We start from the raw sequence: 19,880 nt of genomic DNA on the forward strand, positions 1-19,880 counted from the left end.
TCGCCACCCGCGGCTACGCCACCAGCTGACCCACACACCAACACACCAACCGACAAGGGCCGGACCCCGATCGTGGGGTCCGGCCCTTGCCACATATCCGACAAGGGCCGGACCCCACCACAGGAGCCCGGCCCTTGCGGCATGCCCGGGGTCATTCGGCCGCGAGGACGGCCAGGATCTGCTCGCCGTACTTGGCGAGCTTGTTCTCGCCGACCCCGCTGACCCGGGACAGCTCGGCCAGCGAGGTGGGCGCGTCGCCCGCGATCTGCCGGAGGGTGGCGTCGTGGAAGATGACGTACGCCGGGACGCCCTGCTCCTTGGCGGTGGCCGCCCGCCAGGCGCGCAGCCGCTCGAAGACCGACGCGGCCGCCGGGGTGAGCTCGGCGACGACGGTGGCCGCGCCGCGCGGCTTCGACGACCGGCTCGACGCCTGCCGCTCCGGCTCGCGGCGCATCGTGACGGTGCGGCGGCGGCCCAGGACGTCGGCGCTGGCCTCGGTCAGGGCGAGGGTGCCGTAGTCGCCCTCCACGGCGAGCAGCCCCTCGGCGAGGAGTTGCCGGACGACGCCCCGCCACTCGGCCTCGCTCAACTCCGTGCCGATGCCGAAGACGGTCAGCGCGTCGTGACCGTACTGGCTGATCTTGTCGGTCTGCTTGCCGAGCAGGATGTCGATGCAGTGCCCGGCGCCGAACCGCTGGTTGCGTTCGCGGTCGAGGCGGAAGATGGCGGAGAGCAGCTTCTGGGCGGCGACGGTGCCGTCCCACGACTCCGGTGGGTTGAGGCAGGTGTCGCAGTTGCCGCAGGCCGTCGGGGTGGTCTCGCCGAAGTACTCGAGCAGCTGCACCCGTCGGCAGCGGACCGTCTCGCAGAGCGCGAGCATCGCGTCCAGGTGTGCGGCGAGGTTGCGCCGGTGCGCGAGGTCGCCGTCGGACGTCTCGATCATCTTGCGCTGCTGGACCACGTCCTGGAGGCCGTACGCCAGCCAGGCGGTGGACGGCAGTCCGTCGCGGCCCGCGCGGCCGGTCTCCTGGTAGTAGCCCTCGACGGACTTGGGCAGATCGAGGTGGGCGACGAAGCGCACGTCCGGCTTGTCGATGCCCATCCCGAAGGCGATGGTGGCCACCATGACCAGGCCGTCCTCGCGCAGGAAGCGTTGCTGGTTGGCCGCGCGGGTGGCCGCGTCCAGACCGGCGTGGTACGGCAGGGCGGCGACCCCGTTGGCGACGAGGAACTCGGCGGTCTTGTCCACCGAGGCGCGGGAGAGGCAGTAGACGATCCCGGCGTCGCCGGGGTGCTCGTCGCGCAGCAGGGCCAGCAGCTGCTTGCGGGGTTCCCGCTTGGGCACGATCCGGTACTGGATGTTGGGCCGGTCGAAGCTGGCCACGAAGTGCCGGGCGTCGTCGAGCCCCAGTCGGCTCGCGATCTCGCGGCGGGTGGCGCTCGTCGCGGTGGCGGTCAGCGCGATCCGGGGGACCTGCGGCCAGCGCTCGTGCAGCATCGACAGCGCGAGGTAGTCGGGCCGGAAGTCGTGCCCCCACTGGGACACGCAGTGCGCCTCGTCGATCGCGAACAGGGAGATCCGCCCCCGGTCGAGCAGGGCGAGGGTGGACCGGACGCCGAGCGCCTCCGGGGCCAGGTAGAGCAGGTCCAGCTCGCCGGCGACGAACGCGGCCTCCACCCGCCGCCGGGCGTCCAGGGTCTGGGTGGAGTTGAGGAAGCCGGCGCGGACACCTACCGCGGTGAGCGCGTCCACCTGGTCCTGCATGAGCGCGATCAGCGGGGAGATGACGACCGCGACACCATCGCGGACCAGGGCCGGGATCTGGTAGCACAGCGACTTGCCGCCACCGGTGGGCATCAGCACCAGCGCGTCGCCACCGGCGACGACATGGTCGATGACCTGCTGCTGGAAACCGCGGAAGGCGTCGTAGCCGAACACCCGGCGCAGCGCGTCCAGCGCGGCCTCGGCTCGCACGTCGGTGGGGGAAGCCATCCGCGGAGTCTACGAGCCGACCCCGACACCACTCGCCCGGCGCACCCGGGCGCACCGGACGGGCGAGCGGTCAGTTGGACCGGTCGGCCGGGCCGCTCGGCGGGGTGAAGCGGCCCCGATCCCGCACGTTGCTCGGCGGAGACCTCCGGAATGTCGGTCCTGACCTGCGGCGATCGCGCGAAGCGCACAGATGACTACTGACAGCCGCCAAGGGTGCGGCCTGTCGGGAGGGCGACCCACGCTACCCGGGAGCGGACGCGCCCGACCCGGCGCCGACCGGCGGGATAGAGTCGCTGATTGACCAATCGCGGCCGATGGCGGCCGCGGCGCCACGGCTTGGGGGTACGGGTGAGCGAGGCGCACACAGCCGGTGACGGGCAGCCGGCGGCCGAGTCGGAGACCACTCTGGTGGTGGTCACCGGGTTGTCCGGTGGCGGTCGCAGCACCGTCGCGCGGGCGTTGGAGAACGTCGGCTACTACGTCGTGGACAATTTGCCGCAGGCGCTCATGCTCGACATGGCCGAGCTGGCGTTCAAGGCCGGCGGCGCGGCCCGGCGTACGGCGATGGTCCTGGACGTCCGTTCGCGGGCCTTCTCCACCGACCTGGCCGGGGCGATCCGCGAGCTCAAGGAGCGGGGCTTCTCGCCCCGGGTGGTGTTCGTCGACGCCGACGACGAGGTGCTGATCCGGCGCTTCGAGAGCGTCCGGCGTTCGCACCCGTTGCAGGGCGACGGGCGGCTGGCCGACGGCATCGCCGTGGAGCGCGGGCTGTTGGAGGAGGCCCGCGACCAGGCCGACGTGATCATCGACACCAGCCACCTGAACGTCAACCAGCTGCGTCGGCGCATCGAGGAGCTGTTCGGCGGCGAGGACGCCCGCCGGCTGCGGGTCACCGTGCTGTCGTTCGGCTTCAAGTACGGCCTGCCGCCGGACGCCGACTTCGTGCTGGACGCCCGGTTCCTGCCCAACCCGTACTGGGTGCCGGAGCTGCGCGAGCACACCGGTCGGGAGGAGGCGGTCAGCGCGTACGTGCTGGGTCAGGAGGGCGCGGACGCCTTCGTCGCCTCGTACGCCGACCTGGTCAACGCCACCACCACCGGGTTCGAGCGGGAGGGCAAGCGGTACCTGACCGTCGCCGTGGGCTGCACCGGCGGCAAACACCGCAGCGTGGCCATCGCCGAGGAGCTGGCCGGTCGGCTGCGCCAGTCGGGGCTGGCCGCCAACGCGCAGCACCGCGACCTGGGGCGGGAATGACGGCGCGTCGGGTGGTCGCCTTCGGCGGAGGGCACGGGTTGTCCGCGTCGCTGCGTGCGCTGCGCCACTGCGCCCCCGAACTCGACCTGGACATCACCGCGGTGGTCACGGTCGGCGACGACGGCGGTTCCAGCGGCCGGCTGCGCGCCGAACGGGGCGGCCTGCCTCCGGGTGACCTGCGCCAGGCGCTGGTGGCGCTGGCCGGAGACCACCCGGCCACCCGACGCAGCGCCGGACTGTTCCAGCACCGCTTCGCCGCGGTGCCGGCTGTCGGCGTACCCCCGCAGGACGGGACCGACGCGGACCTGACGGCGGCGGGCGGCCCGGAGTCGCGCGGCGCGGAACCGGCGGCGGTGCGCTCCGACGGCCTGGCCGGGCACGCGGTGGGCAACCTGGTGCTCTGCGGCCTCATGGAGCTGCTCGGCGACCCGGTGGCGGCGCTGGAACACGCCGGGGCGATGCTCGGCACGGTCGGGCGGGTCCTGCCGATGTCGCGCCAGCCGGTAGGCATCGAGGCGCGGGTGCGCGGCGCCGATCCGAGCGCCCCCGACGAGGTGCGGACCATACGCGGTCAGCACCAGGTGGCGGTCACCACCGGGCGGGTCGAGTCGCTGCGTCTCACCCCGGCCGCCCCGGCGGCCTGCGCCGAGGCCCTGGCGGCGATCGGCGCGGCAGACTGGTTGATCTTCGGGCCGGGCAGCTGGTACACGAGTGTTCTTCCGCACCTGCTGGTGCCGCAGCTGGCCGACGCGATCGTGTCCAGTTCGGCCCGGCGGCTGGTCACGCTGAACCTGGCCGCGGAGAAGGAGACCCTCGGCCTCTCGGTCGCCGATCATCTGGCGGCGTTGCGCTGGTACCTGCCCGAACTCAAGGTCGATCTCGTGCTCGCGGACGCCAAGGCGGTGGGTGACCCTGAACCGGTCGAACGTGCGGCAGAATCGCTGGGTGCCCGCCTGGTCCTCGCCCCCGTCGCCGTCACCGACGGCACTCCCCGCCATGATCCGGCTGCCCTGGGCGCCGCGCTGGTGCCTGTCCTGGGCGCCGATCGTTAGACACGTACGTAATCTCCGGCGACACGCCGGAACAGGTCCGTGAGGGGACGCACAATGGCGATGACGGCTGCGGTCAAGGACGAGCTGAGTCGGGTCGACGTGCCCAAGCCCTGCTGCCGGCGGGCGGAGATGGCGGCGCTGCTGCGCTTCGCCGGCGGGCTGCACATCGTCTCCGGCCGTGTGGTGGTGGAGGCTGAGCTGGACACCGGCGCGGTGGCGCGTCGGTTGCGCCGGGAGATCGCGGAGGTCTACGGCTACCCCAGCGAGATCCACGTGCTGGCGTCCGGTGGGCTGCGCAAGGGCAGCCACTTCATCGTCCGCGTGGTCAAGGACGGTGAGGCGCTCGCGCGGCAGACCGGCCTGCTGGACGTGCGCGGTCGTCCGGTGCGCGGGCTGCCCCCGCACGTGGTGGCGGCAAACGTCTGCTGCGCGGTCTCGGCGTGGCGGGGGGCGTTCATGGCGCACGGCTCGCTCACCGAGCCCGGCCGCTCCAGCGCGCTGGAGATCACCTGCCCGGGGCCGGAGTCGGCGCTGGCGCTGGTCGGCGCGGCCCGGCGGATCGGCATCACCGCGAAGAACCGCGAGGTGCGCGGGGTGGACCGGGTGGTGGTCAAGGACGGCGACGCGATCGCCGCGCTGCTCACCCGCATCGGCGCGCACTCCAGCGTGCTGGCCTGGGAGGAGCGCCGGGTCCGCCGCGAGGTGCGGGCCACCGCCAACCGGCTGGCCAACTTCGACGACGCCAACCTGCGCCGCTCGGCGCGTGCCGCCGTCGCCGCCGCGGCCCGGGTGACCCGGGCGCTGGAGATCCTTGCCGACGAGGCGCCCAACCACCTCACCGACGCCGGAAGGCTGCGCCTGGAGCACCGGCAGGCGTCGCTGGAGGAGCTGGGCGCGTTGGCCGAGCCTCCGCTGACCAAGGACGCCATCGCCGGACGGATCCGCCGTCTGCTGGCGCTGGCCGACAAGCGGGCCCGGGACCTCGGCATCCCGGATACCGAAGCGGCCGTCACACCCGACATGCTCGTGGTCTGATAGGACGGTGGGGCCGTACGGTGCGCCGGGACCACGCCCCGGCGCGGCGTGCTCTCACGCGCTCGGATAAGGTCGCTGAGTACGGCAAGGGGGCCGACACAGGCACTCCTCGTCGTGCTTACCGCCTCGGGCGGTCAGGTCCTCAGACCGCGGCGGGGTGCCGAGACGAACCGTCAACGGCCGGCTCCAACGGTCGGCGCACACCACTCCGCCGGCCCGTTGTCTGAAGCCGGCAGACCAGAACGCGAGGAGATGGGACCTGTGACCATCCGGGTTGGCATCAACGGCTTCGGCCGAATCGGCCGTAACTTCTTCCGGGCAGTGCTGGCGTCCGACGCCGACATCGAGGTCGTGGCGGTGAACGACCTGACCGACAACGCCACGCTCGCCCACCTGCTCAAGTACGACAGCATCCTCGGTCGCCTGCCGTACGAGGTCAAGGCGACCGCCGACGAGATCACCGTCGGTGGCAAGACCATCAAGGCGTACGCCGAGAAGGACCCGTCGAAGCTGCCGTGGGGCGAGGTCGGCGCCGACGTCGTCATCGAGTCGACGGGCTTCTTCACCGACGCCACCAAGGCCAAGGCGCACGTCGACGGCGGGGCCAAGAAGGTCATCATCTCCGCTCCGGCGAAGAACGAGGACGTCACCGTCGTCATGGGTGTCAACCAGGACACCTACGACCCGGCGAAGCACACCATCATCTCCAACGCCTCGTGCACCACCAACTGCCTCGCGCCGATGGCGAAGGTCCTGCACGACACGTTCGGCATCCAGCACGGCCTGATGACGACGATCCACGCGTACACCCAGGACCAGAACCTGCAGGACGCGCCGCACTCGGACCTGCGTCGGGCCCGCGCCGCCGCGCTGAACATCGTCCCGACCTCGACCGGCGCCGCGAAGGCCATCGGCCTGGTGCTGCCGGACCTGAAGGGCAAGCTCGACGGGTACGCGCTGCGGGTGCCGATCCCGACCGGCTCGGTCACCGACCTCACCGTCAACGTGGGTCGCGAGACCACCGTGGACGAGGTCAACGCCGCGCTGAAGGCCGCCGCGGACGGCCCGCTCAAGGGCATCCTGGTCTACAACGAGGACCCGATCGTCTCCACCGACATCGTCACCGACCCGGCGTCGTGCATCTTCGACGCGCCGCTGACCAAGGTCGTCGGCAACCAGGTCAAGGTCGTCGGCTGGTACGACAACGAGTGGGGCTACTCCAACCGCCTGGTCGACCTCGTCAAGCTGGTCGGTTCGTCGCTGTGAGCATCCGGACCCTCGACGACCTGCTCGCCGAGGGGGTGTCGGGTCGGCGCGTGCTGGTGCGCGCCGACCTGAACGTCCCGCTCGACAAGCAGTCCGGCGCCATCACGGACGACGGGCGCATCCGCGCGGTGCTGCCGACCCTCGGTGCGCTGGTCGAGGCCGGCGCGAAGGTGGTCGTCTGCTCGCACCTGGGCCGCCCGAAGGGCACGCCGGACCCGCAGTTCAGCCTGAGCCCGGTCGCCGGGCGGCTCGGTGAGCTGCTCGGCGCTCCGGTGCACTTCGCCACCGACACGGTCGGCGACTCGGCCCGCTCCACCGTCGCGGGCCTGGCCGACGGCCAGGTCGCCCTGCTGGAGAACCTGCGTTTCAACGCGGGGGAGACCAGCAAGGACGAGGCCGAGCGGGCCGCCTTCGCCGATCAGCTCGCCGCGTTCGGCGACGCGTACGTGGACGACGCGTTCGGCGCCGTGCACCGCAAGCACGCCAGCGTCTACGACGTGCCGGCGCGGCTGCCGCACGTGGCCGGCCGGCTGGTGCTGCGTGAGGTCGAGGTGCTCTCCAAGCTCACCAGCGAGCCCGAGCGGCCGTACGTGGTGGTGCTGGGCGGTTCCAAGGTCTCCGACAAGCTCGCGGTGATCGAGGCGCTGCTGCCGACTGTCGACCGGCTGCTCATCGGCGGCGGGATGTGCTTCACCTTCCTCAAGGCCCAGGGCCTGGAGGTGGGCACCTCGCTGCTGGAAAAGGACATGGTCGAGACCTGCCGCAACCTGCTGGAGCGCTCCGGCGGCAAGATCATGCTGCCGGTCGACGTGGTGGTCGCGGACGCCTTCGCCCCGGACGCCGCGCACGACACGGTCCGCGTCGACGGCATCCCGAGCCACCGGCTCGGCCTGGACATCGGCCCGGAGACGGTCGCCGGCTTCGCCGCCGCCCTGTCGCAGGCGAAGACGATCTTCTGGAACGGCCCGATGGGCGTGTTCGAGATGGCGGCGTTCGCGGCCGGCACCCGGGGGATCGCCGAGGCGATCACCAAGGCCGACGCGTTCAGCGTCGTCGGTGGCGGCGACTCCGCCGCGGCGGTGCGGGCGTTGGGCCTGGACGAGTCGAGCTTCGGTCACATCTCCACCGGCGGCGGCGCCTCCCTGGAGTACCTGGAGGGCAAGACCCTCCCCGGCATCGCGGCCCTGGAGAACTGAGCATGGCGAGCACGACCCGCCGGCCGTTGATGGCCGGCAACTGGAAGATGAACCTCAACCACCTCGAGGCCAACCTGCTCGTGCAGAAGCTGGCCGCGAGCCTCACCGAGAAGCAGCTCACCGAGGTCGAGACGGTGGTGCTGCCGCCGTTCACCGACCTGCGCACCGTGCAGACGGCTGTGGACGGCGACAAGCTGCTGATCGGCTACGGCGGGCAGGACCTCTCCCCGCACGCCTCCGGCGCGTACACCGGGGACATCTCCGGCGCGATGCTCGCCAAGCTCGGCTGCACGTACGTGGTGGTCGGGCACTCCGAGCGGCGGGCCTACCACCACGAGGACGACGGGGTGGTCAACGCGAAGGTGAAGGCGGCGCTCGCGCACGGCCTGACCCCGATCCTCTGCGTGGGGGAGGGGCTGGACGTCCGCGAGCAGGGCACCCACGTGGCGCACTGCGCCGACCAGCTCGACGGGGGCCTCGCCGGGCTCACGGCCGAGCAGGTGCGCCAGGTCGTCATCGCGTACGAGCCGGTCTGGGCGATCGGCACCGGCAAGACCGCGACGCCCGAGGACGCGCAGGAGGTCTGCGGTGCGGTCCGCCAGCGGCTGGCGGAGCGCTTCGACGCCGAGACCGCCGACGCGGTCCGGGTCCTCTACGGCGGCTCGGTCAAGGCGTCCAACGTCGCCTCGATCATGGGTCAGCCGGACGTGGACGGTGGCCTGGTGGGTGGCGCCAGCCTGGACGCCGAAGAATTCGCGCAGATCTGCCGGTTCCCCGAGCACATCGCTCGCTGATCGCTCGCTATCCTGGACACCGCCCGTCCACCGGCCGGTGCCGCCGTGCCCGACCTGTCCGGGCGAGGATCGCTACGAGAGGACTGCCCCCAGCCATGCCGATCTGGTTCGCATACACGTTGATCGTGTTGCTGGTCATCACGAGCATCCTGCTCACCCTGCTCATCCTGCTGCACCGCGGTAAGGGTGGCGGGTTGTCGAGCATGTTCGGCGGTGGCGTCAGCTCCAGCCTCGCCGGCTCCTCGGTGGCCGAGAAGAACCTGGACCGTTACACCGTTCTGGTGGGTGTCGTCTGGTTCGCGGCGATCGTCGGGCTGGGGCTCTGGCTCCGTCTCCAGCTGAACAGCGGCACCTGAGCAGGTCCGCGAAGTCGTACAATCTGCGCGCGGTCCGTCACTCGACGGGCCGCGCGCAGTCTTTTCTCCGCTGCACCGCGTCGCCCGCCGCCCATCCCCGACGGTGGCGGGTCCCCTCCGACGACAGGAGCGAGCAGCCGTGCCCAGTGGCAACGTCATCCGCGGCGCCCGCGTCGGGTCCGCACCCATGCGCCCGGACGAGCGGCACCAACCCGCACCCCGACAGGACGTCACCTACTGGTGTCGCAACGACCACCAGACCGACATCCGCATCGCGGCCGACGCCACGGCGCCGCCGCTGTGGGACTGCCCCCGCTGCGGGCTCCCCGCCGGTCTGGACGCGCAGAACCCGCCCGGACGGGTCCGCGCCGAGCCCTACAAGAGCCACCTGGCGTACGTGAAGGAGCGGCGTACCGCCGAAGAGGGCGAGGCGCTGCTGGCGGAGGCGCTCGCGGCGCTGCGCCGCCGCCGGGGCGAAAGCTAGGTGCGGGCCCCCGCATCGGGGGCCGCACCGTCGCTCAGCGCAGGCTCCGCAGCCGGGCGGGCACGTCAGCGGCCGCCGCGCGGTCCAGCAGCCAGCGGGTACGGTCCACGCCGTGCACCCCGGCGGCCGGCAGCTGCACCGGGCCGGCGCCGGCCAGCGCCATGCCCACCGCACGGGCCTTGTCGGCGCCGCCGGCCACGAGCCAGACCTCCTCGGCGGTGTTGATCGCCGACAGGGTGAGCGTGGTCCGCACCGGCGGCGGCTTCGGGCTGCCCCGCACCGCGCTGACCGGCCGCGTCTCGTAGTGCACCGGGTGCTCCGGGAAGACCGAGGCGACGTGCCCGTCCTCACCGACGCCCAGCATCAGCACGTCGAAGTGCGGCAGCGCGGCGTGCCCCGGCCGGGCGGCGCGGGCCAACTCGTCGGCGTACGCGGCGGCGGCCGCCTCGGGGTCGTTGCCTGCCGGTCCGTCGGAGGCCGGCATGGGATGCACCCGGGCCGGGTCCAGCGGCACCACGTCCAACAGGGCGGCGCGGGCCTGGGTCTCGTTGCGCTCCGGGTCGCCGGCGGGCAGGAACCGCTCGTCACCCCACCACACGTCGACCCGGGACCAGTCCACGGCGTCGCGGGCCGGCAACTGCGCCACCGCCCGGTACACGGCGGCGGCGATGCGCCCACCGGTGAGCACCATCGCGGCCTCGCCCCGGTCGGCCTGGGCGTCGAGCAACTTCACCAGCAGCCGGGCCGCCACGGCCTGCGCCAGCAGGTCGGCGTCGGCGTGGACGGCGACACTCGCCTCACTCATGGGTTGTGCCTTCGTTTCCCGACCGCTGGGCGGTCGCTGTCGCGTCGTTACCGGACGGAACGTCCGGAGGTGGCGGTGGAGGGCCGGGACATGGCGTCCCGGCCCTCGGGTGTGGTGCTGCTCAGCTCTCGCCGCTCGTGCCGGTGTGCGCGGTGACCCCGGCCTCGGCGCGCTGGGCCGTGGCCGGATCCTTCCAGACGTGCACCCGCTGCGGGGGGCGCTGTTCCAGACCCCGCAGACCGGCGGTCGCGCCCAGCGCCTCCGCGTACACCTGGTCCGCGTCCAGCCGGCGCAGTTCCTCGGCCAGCTCGTCGCCGAGCGGCCGACGGACCAGCGGCAGGGTCCGGTCGTCCTGACCGGTCCGCCGGAACACCGCCAGGCTGTCCTCGCGGGTCAGCGTCAGGCGGTCGCCGTTGGCGCAGGTCAACTGCACCTCCCGCATCCGGGGGAACTCGTCGCTGTCGACCCGGCGCGGGGTGATGCCGAGCCGGCTGGACAGCCAGCCGACCATCAGCGCCGCCGTCGGGTCGCTGGGCGGCGCGACGACAGTCGCCTCGGTGACCTTCGCCTCGGTGGTGTCGAACGCCCCGGCGACCAGGGTCCGCCACGGGGTGATCCGGGTCCACGCCAGGTCGGTGTCACCCGGGGCGTAGTCCCGGGCGCGCTGCCGCAGCGCCTCGATCGGGTCCGTGGCCTGCGCCGTGTCGGTGATCCTCCGGTCGGCGACCACCCCGAGGAAGTCGGTGGCGATCTCCGCCGGCGGCTCGCCGTGCCACCAGGTGACCACCGGCACGTCCGGCACCAGCAGCGGCATCACCACCGACTCGGCGTGCAGGGCGAGCCGCCCGTACATCCGGGTGACCACCGCCTCGCAGGGGCCGAGCCGGCCACCGACAACGATCTCCGCGTCCAGCCGGTTGCGTTCCCGCTCGATGTCGGAGCGGACCACGACCACCAGCCGGCACGGGTGGGCCGCGGCGGCGATCGTCGCCGCCGCCTCCGCCTCGCGGACCCGCTTCTCGTCCACCACCACGATGAGGGTGAGCGCCATGCCGCTGGCCACACCACCGGCGCTGCGCCGCTCGGCGGCAAGCGCCTTGACCACCTCGTTGCCGGTGGTGTCCCACAGCCCGATCATGCTCTTCTCCAAGCGCGGCCCTCGCGGGCCAGCATCTCGTCGGCAGCCCGTGGCCCCCACTCGCCGGCGCGGTACGGCTCCGGCGTGGTGCCCTCCCAGGCGTGCTCCAGCGGGTCGATCACCTGCCAGCTCTGCTCGACCTCGGCCGCGTCCGGGAACAGGGTGCGGTCCCCGATCAGCACGTCCAGGACGAGCCGCTCGTACGCCTCCGGGCTGGACTCCGTGAACGCCTCGCCGTACTGGAAGTCCATCGCGATGTCGCGGACCTCCATCGTGGTGCCCGGCACCTTCGAGCCGAACTTGAGCACCACGCCCTCGTCGGGCTGCACCCGGATGACGAGCTGGTTGTTGCCCAGCGACTCCATGTCGGCGTCGTTGAACGGCAGGTGCGGCGCCTTCTTGAACATGATGGCGACCTCGGTGACCCGCCGGGGCAGCCGCTTGCCGGCCCGGATGTAGAACGGCACCTCGGCCCAGCGCCGGTTCTGGATGCCGAGCCGCACCGCCACGTACGTCTCCGTGGTGGAGTCGGCGGGGACGTCCTGCTCCTCCCGGTAGCCGACCGCGCGTTCGCCGCCCACCCAGCCGGGCAGGTACTGGCCGCGGACGGTGTCCCGGGCCACGTCCTTGGGCAGGGTGATCGCCTTGAGCACCTTCAGCTTCTCGGCGCGGATCTCGTCGGCGTCGAAGCTGGTCGGCTCCTCCATCGCCACCAGCGCCAGGAGCTGGAGCAGGTGGTTCTGGAGCACGTCACGGGCGGTGCCGACGGTGTCGTAGAAACCGGCCCGACTGCCGATGCCGACGTCCTCGGCCATGGTGATCTGCACCGAGTCGACGTACTTCGAGTTCCACAACGGCTCGAACAGGTTGTTGGCGAACCGCAGGGCCAGGATGTTCTGGACGGTCTCCTTGCCCAGGTAGTGGTCGATCCGGAAGACGTCCTGGCGGGTGAACACGTCGTCGACGAGGTCGTTGAGCGCCTTCGCCGACGGCAGGTCGTTGCCGAACGGCTTCTCCACCACGACCCGGCGCCAGCCGCCGGACTTCTCGTTGTCGGCCATCCCGGTGCGGGCCAGTTGCTTGAGCACGACGGGGAACGCGGCCGGGGGGATGGAGAAGTAGAACGCCGCGTTGCCGGCGATGCCGTGGGTCTGCCGCAGGTCGTCCAGCGTCGAGGCGAGCTGGTCGAAGGCCGCGTCGTCGTCGAACGACCCGCCGACGAACTTGATGTTGCCGGCCAGCCGCGCCCACACCTCTTCCCGCCACGGGGTGCGGGCGTGCTTGCGGGCCGCCTCGCACGCGAGGGTCTCGAAGTCGCCGTCACCCCAGTCTCGGCGGGCGAAGCCGAGCACCACGAAACCGGGCGGCAGCAGCCCCCGGTTCGCCAGGTCGTAGACCGCGGGGAGCAGCTTCTTGCGGGCCAGGTCGCCGGTCACCCCGAAGATCACCAGAGCGCACGGCTCGGGGATCCGGGGCAACCGGCGGTCCTGCGGGTCGCGTAGCGGGTTCACCGAACCGCCGTCTCGCTCCGCTTCAGTCACAGCGTCCATCCTCACGCCCGCAGCTCACCGGCCGCGTCGAGTAGTTGGGCGACGCCGGCTGCCCGGTCGGTCAGGTGCAGCCGCAGCAGCGGACGCTCCCGGCCGGCGAGGGCCTGCCGGTCGCCGGCGGCCTGTGCCGCCTGCAACTCACCGAAGGTGTACGGCTTGCCCGGCACCGCCAGGTCCTCGGCGACCGCGCCGGTCACCTGAAGGTAGCTGCCCACCTGCGGGCCGCCCTTGTGGTATTGGCCGGTGGAGTGCAGGAACCGTGGCCCCCAGCCGAAGGTGACCGGCCGGCCACTCGCCTCGGCCAGCAGCGGACGCAGCCGGGCCGCGTCGGCGTCGGCGAACCGGTCCAGGTAGGCCATCGCGGCCAGGTAGCCGTCCTCGCCCAACCCGTCGAGCAGCCAGCGCAGCACACCGACCAGGTCACCGGGGGCGCCCTGCGGGGCGTACACCTCGATCGCGCCCTCGGTGAACGACGGCGTCTCCGCCGGCAGACCCGAGGCCAGGATCTTGTTGGTGTTCTCCTTGGACTCGGTGACGTTCGGCTGGTTGAACGGGTCGATGCCGAGCACCACGCCGGCCACCGCGGTGGCGTACTCCCAGGCCAGGAACTGCGCGCCGAGCGGGCCGTTGACGGCCACGTCCGGGTCGGCGCCGCCGCCCGGCACGTCACCGGCGGCCAACGCGCCGCCATAGCTGACGGTCAGCACGTCCGGCCCGGTGGCGCCGGGGCTCTGCGGGGACTCGACCACGACGGGCAGGATGCCCACCCCGGCCTTGCCTGTCGACTCGGCGATCAACTGCTCGGCCCAGTCGCCCAGGCCGTCGATGCCGGTGCCGTCGGACGCCAGGGCGACCTTGTCACGGGCCAGCGTGGCGGCCGCGCCCAGCGCGGCGCCCAACGCCAACGCCGGGTTGTCGCGGTCCGAGGCGAGCGACTCGGCCAACGCGTCGGCCTGGTCGAGCAGCTCGGCGACCTCGACGCCGGCCAGCGCCGAGGGCACCAGCCCGAACGCGGTGAGCGCCGAGTACCGACCGCCCACGTTCGGGTCGGCGAGCACGGTGAACGCGCCCATCTCGGCCGCGGTGGCCTCCAGCGGCGAACCCGGGTCGGTGACGATGACGAAGTGCCGGCCGGCCTCCGCCTCGGTCATCCCGGCGTCCAGGAACGCCTGCCAGTAGGCGCGACGGTGGCTGTCGGTCTCCACCGTCGAGCCGGACTTGCTGGCGACGACCACCACGGTGCGCTCCAGCCGGTCAGCCAGGGCCGCCCGGACCTGGCCCGGGTCGGTCGTGTCCAGCACGGTCAGCGGCCGGCCCAGCGTCCGCGTGATCACCTCGGGGGCGAGCGACGAGCCGCCCATGCCGGCGAGCACCACGTGGTCCAGGTCGGCCAGCTCCGCGCTCAGCTCGGCGAGCTGCGCCAGCAGCTCCCGGCTGCGCCGGTGGGTGTCCACCCAGCCGAGCCGGATCTTCGCCTCGGCCTCGGCGTCCGGACCCCACAGGCCCGCGTCCTTGGCGGCCAGCTTGCCGGGGACGCCGGCCTTGACCAGCGCCTCCCGGGTCGAGGCGGGCGCGGACTTGTCGACCGCGTCCGCGCCGTACACGGCGAGCCCGGCGGCTGCCTCCACCGGCCCTGCGAGAAGGTCGCTCATGCCGTCACTCCGCTTCGCTGCGTGCCGCCATGAGGCACCTTCGCGCTGGGCTTTCCGATTCGCTCGCTGCGCTCGCTCATGCCGTCACTCCGCTTCGCCGCTTGCTGATTCGCTCGCTCACGCGCCACCGGCCTTCTCGGCGGCCTTGGCGTTGCCCTTGGCAGCCTTGTTCGGAGCGCCCGTGCCGGTGCCCGCGGCCTTCAGCGACTTGCTGACGCCGTCGAGCAGCTCCTGCCAGCTCGCCTCGAACTTCTCCACACCCTCGCGTTCGAGGGTGGCGATCACGTCGGCCATGTCCACCCCGACCGACTCCAGGTCCGCGAAGACCTTCCGGGCCGCGTCGTAGGCGCCGGTCACGGTGTCGCCGCGCGTCTCGCCGTGATCGGCGTACGCGTGGATGACCGACTCCGGCATGGTGTTGACCGTGCCGGGGGCGATCAGCTCCTCGACGTAGATCACGTCCCGGTAGTCCGGGTTCTTGGTCGAGGTGGAGGCCCACAACGGCCGCTGCGGGTGCGCTCCGGCGGCCTCCAGGGCCTTCCAGCGGTCCGAGGAGAAGACCTCGGTGTAGCGCTCGTACGCCAGCTGGGCGTTGGCCACCGCGGCCTTGCCCTTGAGCGCCTTGGCCTGGTCGGAGCCGACCTTCTCCAGCCGCTTGTCGACCTCGGAGTCGACCCGGGAGACGAAGAACGACGCGACCGAGCCGATCTTCGACAGGTCGTGCCCGTTGGCCTTGGCCTGCTCCAGACCGGCCAGGAAGGCCTCCATGACCGCCGAGTAGCGGTCCAGACCGAAGATCAGCGTCACGTTGACGCTGATCCCCTCGGCGAGGGTGTCGGTGATCGCCGACAGGCCCTCCTCGGTGGCCGGGATCTTGATGAAGAGGTTGGGCCGGTCGACCAGCCACCACAGCGCCTTGGCCTCGGCGACCGTCTTGTCCGCGTCGTGTGCGCTGCGCGGGTCCACCTCGATCGAGACCCGGCCGTCCACGCCCGCGCTGCCGTCGTACGACGGGCGCATCACGTCGCAGGCCCACCGTACGTCGTACGTGGTGAGCATCCGTACGGCCTCTTCCACGTCCACGCCACGGATGGCGAGGTCACGCAGCTGCCAGTTGTACTCGTCGGCGTCGCTCAACGCCTTGGCGAAGATCGTCGGGTTGGTGGTGACGCCGGCGACGTGCTTCTCACGGCGGAGCTGGTCCAGCCCGCCGGAGCTCAAACGTACCCGGGAAAGATCATCGAGCCACACCGCCACACCTGCGGCGGTGAGCTCATTCAGCTTGTCCGTCATGCCGTCCACGCTCCCTCAGTTGCCGGTCGTGAAACCGGTGATGTCGCCCACCCGGGCCAGCGAGGCGTGTGCCGCCGCCACGATCCGGTCGGGGGTGAACCCGAACTGCTCGAAGAGCACGGTGTGCGGGGCGCTCGCCCCGTAGTGCTCCAGGCTGACGCTCTCGCCGAGATCACCGACGACGCCGCGCCAGGACATGGCGATCCCGGCCTCCACGCTCACCCGTGCCTTTACCCCGCGCGGGAGCACCGACTCCCGGTAAGCCTCATCCTGCTCGTAGAACCACTCCTGGCAGGGCATCGAAACGACCCGGGTCGGCGTGCCGTCGGCCTCCAGCCGCTCCCGGGCGGTCAGGCAGAGCTGCACCTCGGAGCCGGTGCCGACGATGATCACCTGCGGCTTGCCGTTGGATGCCTCGGCCAGCACGTAGCCGCCCTTGGCCACCCCGTCCGCGGCACCCAGGACGTCCCGGTCCAGGGTCGGCAGCGGCTGGCGGCTCAGCGCCAGCGCGGTCGGCCGGTCGGTGTGCTCCAGCGCCTGCCGCCAGGCCCACGCCGTCTCGTTGGCGTCCGCCGGGCGGACCACGTCCAGGCCCGGGATGGCGCGCAGCGCGGTCAGGTGCTCCACCGGCTGGTGGGTCGGGCCGTCCTCGCCCAGGCCGATCGAGTCGTGCGTCCAGACGTACGTCACCGGCAGCTTCATCAACGCGGCCAGTCGCACCGACGGGCGCATGTAGTCGCTGAACACCAGGAACGTGCCGCCGTACGGGCGGGTGCCGCCGTGCAGGGCGATGCCGTTGAGGATCGCGCCCATGGCGTGCTCACGGATGCCGAAGTGCAGGGTGCGGCCGTACTCGTGGCCGGGGAAGTCCTTGGTGGCGTGCGAGGCCGGGATGAACGACGGCTCGCCCTTCATCGTGGTGTTGTTGCTCTCGGCCAGGTCGGCCGAACCGCCCCACAGCTCCGGCAGCACCGGCGCGAGCGCCTCGAGCACCTTGCCGGAGGCGGCCCGGGTGGCCACGCCCTTGGCGTCGGCGGGGAAGACCGGCAGCGCCTCGGTCCAGCCGTCCGGCAGCACCCGGCCGGCCATCCGCTCGTAGAGGGCGGTGCGCTCCGGGTTCGCCTTCTTCCAGGCGTCGAACGAGACGGTCCACTCCTGCTGGGCGTCCGAGCCGCGGCCCATCACGTTGCGGGCGTGCGCGAGCACCTCCTCGTCGACCTGGAAGGTCTGCTCCGGGTCGAAGTCGAGGATCCGCTTGGTGGCCTTCACCTCGTCGGCGCCGAGCGCCGAGCCGTGGATCTTGCCGGTGTTCTGCTTGTTGGGCGCGGGCCAGCCGATGATGGTGCGCAGCGCGATGAAGGAGGGACGGCCGGTCTCGGCCTTGGCGGCCACCAGCGCGCGGTACAGCGCCTCGGCGTCCTCGTGGTAGTCGCCCTGGTCGGCGTCACCGCTGCGCCAGTCGACAGTCTGGACGTGCCAGCCGTACGCCTCGTAGCGGGCCGCCACGTCCTCGCTCTTGGCGATGCGGGTGTCGTCCTCGATCGAGATCTCGTTGTCGTCGTAGACGACAGTGAGGTTGCCCAGCTGCTGGTGCCCGGCGAGGGCGCTGGCCTCGTGGCTGATGCCCTCCTCGATGTCGCCGTCGGAGACGATGCACCAGATGTTGTGGTCGAAGACCGACGTGCCCGGCTCGGCCTCCGGGTCGAACAGGCCGCGCTCGCGACGGGCCGCCATGGCCATGCCCACCGCGTTGCCCAGGCCCTGCCCGAGCGGGCCGGTGGTGGTCTCGACGCCCGGGGTGTGACCGTGCTCCGGGTGACCCGGGGTCTGCGAGCCCCACTGCCGCAGCGACTTGAGGTCGGCGAGGCTCAGCGGGTAGCCGGACAGGAACAGCTGGATGTAGAGGGTCAGGCTGGAGTGCCCGGCGGAGAGCACGAACCGGTCCCGGCCGGGCCAGTTCGGGTCGGCCGGGTTGTGCCGCATGACCCTGTTGAAGAGAAGGTAGGCCGCGGGCGCCAGGCTCATCGCGGTGCCCGGGTGGCCGTTGCCGGATTTCTCGACGGCATCCATGGCCAGAACGCGGACGGTGTCGACAGCCCGGCGATCGAGGTCGGACCAGTTGAGTTCAGAGTGCTCAGGTCGGTTGGCAGCCACGATGGTTGTGCTCCTCGGCAGATGGGCGGAACCCTCACTGGTGACCCTATCGAGCGTGACTAAACGTCCGCCCGGGGATCTCTGCATGGTCTGCGGTACGGGACAGGGCAGCGAGTCGTTCAACCCGGTGGTGTGACGGCCCGCACCGTTGTCGGGTCGGCCGGGCAGCCAAAACGACAACGCGTAGTGTGTGGGTCGGTGTGCGGTCGCAAGTGGGCCCCGCCCGACTCGATCTCCCCGTGCCGATGCCGGAAGGTGGCAATCCGTGAGCATGATCACCGAGCGCCCCGCGAGCAACCCCGCCGGGCAGCCCCCGGCCCGGGCGGCCGAGGGTCCGGTGGCGCGGCGGGACGTGCGCGCGATCGTGTCGGCGTACGTGGCGCTCACCAAGCCGCGCATCGTCGAACTGCTGCTGGTCACCACCGTCCCGGCGATGATGCTCGCCGAGGGGGGTCTGCCGTCGCTGTGGTTGATGGCCGTGGTGCTCATCGGTGGCTCGCTCGCCGCGGGGGCGGCCAGCGTGCTCAACTGCTACATCGACCGGGACATCGACCAGTTGATGCGGCGGACCAAGCGGCGTCCGCTGCCGGCGCACACGGTGTCGCCGCGTAGCGCGCTCGTCTTCGGTCTGGTGCTGGCGGCGATCTCGATCGTCCTGATGGCGGCTTTCACCAACCTGCTCGCCGCCGGGTTGACGCTCGCCGCGATCGTCTACTACGACGTCGTCTACACGCTCTGGCTCAAGCGCTCCACGCCGACGAACACGTTCTGGGGTGGCGCCTGCGGGGCCGCTCCGGTGCTGATCGGGTGGGCGGCGGTGACCGGCGGGCTCGCCCCGGCGGCCTGGGGCCTGTTCGCCGTGGTCTTCTTCTGGCAGATGCCGCACTTCTACCCCCTCGCCATGAAGTACAAGGACGACTACGCCCGCGCCGGCATCCCGATGCTGCCGGTGGTGGCCTCCATCCGGCGGGTGAACGCCGAGATCCTGATCTTCGCGTGGCTCACCGTGCTCACCTCCCTCGCGGTCTGGCCGCTGGGCCTCAGCGCGATCTACGGCGTGCCGACCCTCGTCGTGGGCGCCATCTTCATCGTCGAGGCGCACCGGCTCTGCCGGCGGGCTACCCGCGGCGAGGCGGTCAAGCCGATGCGGCTGTTCCACTGGTCGACGACGTACCTGACGATCGTCTTCGTGGCCGTCGCGCTCGACGCGCTGATCTGACGCCTGTCGCGCGGACGTCCCGCAGGGGTGCACCGGAAATCCGCAGACTAATCATGGCCGTGGATGAGTTGTCCGGGTTTAACGTCACATGAGAGTAACTTTCGCCATGAGTCGGATCGACTCAACCTGCGGGTGGTGAACCCTGATTTGCCTAAGCGATTAGTGCGGGAAAGTCCGGATATAACCGGACAGGAAGTCTGTGCTCATCCTTAAACCTGTAGGTAATTGGCATCACAAAAGGTTCATGGTTCTCGCACGCGCGAGTGCAACTCTGCTTAGGCTTCGCGTCATGGCAGATGGTTCCGATACGACGCTGACGGCTGAGCAGACCGCCGGCGAGCAGGCCCCGCACGGCCTGGTCGCAGGCCTTCAGTCGTTCGCCGCCGCGCACGGCGGCGCGAAGGCCGTCATCGAGTACGTCGGTAAGCGCGGCGCACGGATCGTCCTCGTGGGTACCGACGGTGAGTGGGGCGACCAGTTCGCCGAGGACACCGTCACCGCTCGGGAGGCGTGCGCCAAGGCGGGAGTCACCGTCGAGAACGCCTGGGAGCGTGAACTGATGGACCAGATGCGACCGAGCAACGACCTCTGGCGGTCGATGGCCCGGCGCACGATGGCCCGTTGAGATAGACAGCTGAA

At 71.6% G+C, this 19,880-nt stretch carries 17 protein-coding genes; 10 read left to right on the plus strand and 7 right to left on the minus strand.

Annotated elements, in window-relative coordinates; all coding sequences use genetic code 11:
* Nucleotides 1–151: 151 nt before the first annotated feature.
* Nucleotides 152–1,993, minus strand: a complete 1,842-nt coding sequence (gene recQ / locus AB0B39_RS31400) for a DNA helicase RecQ (RefSeq protein ID WP_357576102.1) — start codon at nt 1,991–1,993, stop codon at nt 152–154.
* 348 nt (nt 1,994–2,341) lie between these two features.
* On the opposite strand from recQ, the gene rapZ reads away from it, so the two are divergent.
* The 8 genes from rapZ (at nt 2,342) to AB0B39_RS31440 (ending at nt 9,430) form a co-directional block, all read left to right on the plus strand.
* Nucleotides 2,342–3,247 (plus strand): RNase adapter RapZ, encoded by a 906-nt coding sequence (gene rapZ / locus AB0B39_RS31405; RefSeq protein WP_234588457.1) that lies wholly within the window; start codon nt 2,342–2,344, stop codon nt 3,245–3,247.
* The gene (locus tag AB0B39_RS31410; protein WP_357576103.1) at nt 3,244–4,299 is read left to right on the plus strand and encodes a 2-phospho-L-lactate transferase CofD family protein; all 1,056 of its coding nucleotides are present in this window, start codon (nt 3,244–3,246) and stop codon (nt 4,297–4,299) included. The genes rapZ and AB0B39_RS31410 overlap by 4 nt, the downstream gene beginning before the upstream one ends.
* A gap of 54 nt (nt 4,300–4,353) precedes the next feature.
* A complete protein-coding gene (whiA, locus tag AB0B39_RS31415) occupies nt 4,354–5,334 on the plus strand; it encodes a DNA-binding protein WhiA (protein WP_074312802.1) in 981 nt (326 codons plus the stop codon).
* Between the two features lie 261 nt (nt 5,335–5,595).
* The gene (gene gap / locus AB0B39_RS31420; protein ID WP_234588452.1) at nt 5,596–6,600 is read left to right on the plus strand and encodes a type I glyceraldehyde-3-phosphate dehydrogenase; all 1,005 of its coding nucleotides are present in this window, start codon (nt 5,596–5,598) and stop codon (nt 6,598–6,600) included.
* A complete protein-coding gene (locus AB0B39_RS31425) occupies nt 6,597–7,796 on the plus strand; it encodes a phosphoglycerate kinase (protein ID WP_357576104.1) in 1,200 nt (399 codons plus the stop codon). Before gap ends, AB0B39_RS31425 begins: the two co-directional genes overlap by 4 nt.
* Nucleotides 7,797–7,798: 2 nt before the next feature.
* Entirely contained in the window at nt 7,799–8,590 is a 792-nt protein-coding gene (gene tpiA, locus AB0B39_RS31430; protein WP_357576105.1) for a triose-phosphate isomerase, read from the plus strand.
* 95 nt (nt 8,591–8,685) lie between these two features.
* A complete protein-coding gene (gene secG / locus AB0B39_RS31435; RefSeq protein WP_234588446.1) occupies nt 8,686–8,946 on the plus strand; it encodes a preprotein translocase subunit SecG in 261 nt (86 codons plus the stop codon).
* Nucleotides 8,947–9,085: 139 nt separating this feature from the next.
* On the plus strand, nt 9,086–9,430 hold the full coding sequence (locus AB0B39_RS31440; RefSeq protein ID WP_354860378.1) for an RNA polymerase-binding protein RbpA: 345 nt from the start codon (nt 9,086–9,088) through the stop codon (nt 9,428–9,430).
* A 34-nt stretch (nt 9,431–9,464) separates the two neighbouring features.
* Here the strand turns inward: AB0B39_RS31440 and pgl are convergent, their stop codons facing one another.
* The 6 genes from pgl to tkt all read right to left on the minus strand — a co-directional run bounded on the left by pgl (nt 9,465) and on the right by tkt (nt 18,022).
* Nucleotides 9,465–10,235, minus strand: a complete 771-nt coding sequence (gene pgl / locus AB0B39_RS31445) for a 6-phosphogluconolactonase (RefSeq protein WP_234588444.1) — start codon at nt 10,233–10,235, stop codon at nt 9,465–9,467.
* Nucleotides 10,236–10,356: 121 nt separating this feature from the next.
* On the minus strand, nt 10,357–11,373 hold the full coding sequence (locus AB0B39_RS31450) for a glucose-6-phosphate dehydrogenase assembly protein OpcA (protein WP_234588443.1): 1,017 nt from the start codon (nt 11,371–11,373) through the stop codon (nt 10,357–10,359).
* Complete coding sequence (gene zwf, locus AB0B39_RS31455; RefSeq protein ID WP_357576121.1) at nt 11,370–12,923, minus strand: glucose-6-phosphate dehydrogenase; 1,554 nt, start codon at nt 12,921–12,923, stop codon at nt 11,370–11,372. Before zwf ends, AB0B39_RS31450 begins: the two co-directional genes overlap by 4 nt.
* 2 nt (nt 12,924–12,925) lie before the next feature.
* Complete coding sequence (locus AB0B39_RS31460) at nt 12,926–14,575, minus strand: glucose-6-phosphate isomerase (RefSeq protein WP_357576106.1); 1,650 nt, start codon at nt 14,573–14,575, stop codon at nt 12,926–12,928.
* Nucleotides 14,576–14,692: 117 nt separating this feature from the next.
* Nucleotides 14,693–15,868 (minus strand): transaldolase, encoded by a 1,176-nt coding sequence (gene tal, locus AB0B39_RS31465; RefSeq protein ID WP_234588441.1) that lies wholly within the window; start codon nt 15,866–15,868, stop codon nt 14,693–14,695.
* A gap of 15 nt (nt 15,869–15,883) precedes the next feature.
* Nucleotides 15,884–18,022, minus strand: coding sequence for a transketolase (gene tkt / locus AB0B39_RS31470; RefSeq protein WP_357576107.1), 2,139 nt, complete (start codon nt 18,020–18,022; stop codon nt 15,884–15,886).
* A gap of 265 nt (nt 18,023–18,287) precedes the next feature.
* On the opposite strand from tkt, the gene AB0B39_RS31475 reads away from it, so the two are divergent.
* Entirely contained in the window at nt 18,288–19,241 is a 954-nt protein-coding gene (locus AB0B39_RS31475) for a heme o synthase (protein ID WP_357576108.1), read from the plus strand.
* Between the two features lie 289 nt (nt 19,242–19,530).
* On the plus strand, nt 19,531–19,866 hold the full coding sequence (locus tag AB0B39_RS31480; protein WP_357498874.1) for a hypothetical protein: 336 nt from the start codon (nt 19,531–19,533) through the stop codon (nt 19,864–19,866).
* Nucleotides 19,867–19,880 lie beyond the last annotated feature (14 nt).

The sequence above is a fragment of the Micromonospora sp. NPDC049114 genome (assembly GCF_040648635.1).
Classification (GTDB): Bacteria; Actinomycetota; Actinomycetes; order Mycobacteriales; family Micromonosporaceae; genus Micromonospora.

Coding starts and splice junctions, on each gene's coding strand:
- whiA (WP_074312802.1), top strand. CDS start 4,354: ATGGCGATGACGGCTGCGGTCAAGGACGAGCTGAGTCGGGTCGACGTG.
- pgl (WP_234588444.1), bottom strand. CDS start 10,235: ATGAGTGAGGCGAGTGTCGCCGTCCACGCCGACGCCGACCTGCTGGCG.
- AB0B39_RS31480 (WP_357498874.1), top strand. CDS start 19,531: ATGGCAGATGGTTCCGATACGACGCTGACGGCTGAGCAGACCGCCGGC.
- AB0B39_RS31410 (WP_357576103.1), top strand. CDS start 3,244: ATGACGGCGCGTCGGGTGGTCGCCTTCGGCGGAGGGCACGGGTTGTCC.
- AB0B39_RS31460 (WP_357576106.1), bottom strand. CDS start 14,575: ATGAGCGACCTTCTCGCAGGGCCGGTGGAGGCAGCCGCCGGGCTCGCC.
- tpiA (WP_357576105.1), top strand. CDS start 7,799: ATGGCGAGCACGACCCGCCGGCCGTTGATGGCCGGCAACTGGAAGATG.
- recQ (WP_357576102.1), bottom strand. CDS start 1,993: ATGGCTTCCCCCACCGACGTGCGAGCCGAGGCCGCGCTGGACGCGCTG.
- secG (WP_234588446.1), top strand. CDS start 8,686: ATGCCGATCTGGTTCGCATACACGTTGATCGTGTTGCTGGTCATCACG.
- AB0B39_RS31450 (WP_234588443.1), bottom strand. CDS start 11,373: ATGATCGGGCTGTGGGACACCACCGGCAACGAGGTGGTCAAGGCGCTT.
- zwf (WP_357576121.1), bottom strand. CDS start 12,923: ATGGACGCTGTGACTGAAGCGGAGCGAGACGGCGGTTCGGTGAACCCG.
- tal (WP_234588441.1), bottom strand. CDS start 15,868: ATGACGGACAAGCTGAATGAGCTCACCGCCGCAGGTGTGGCGGTGTGG.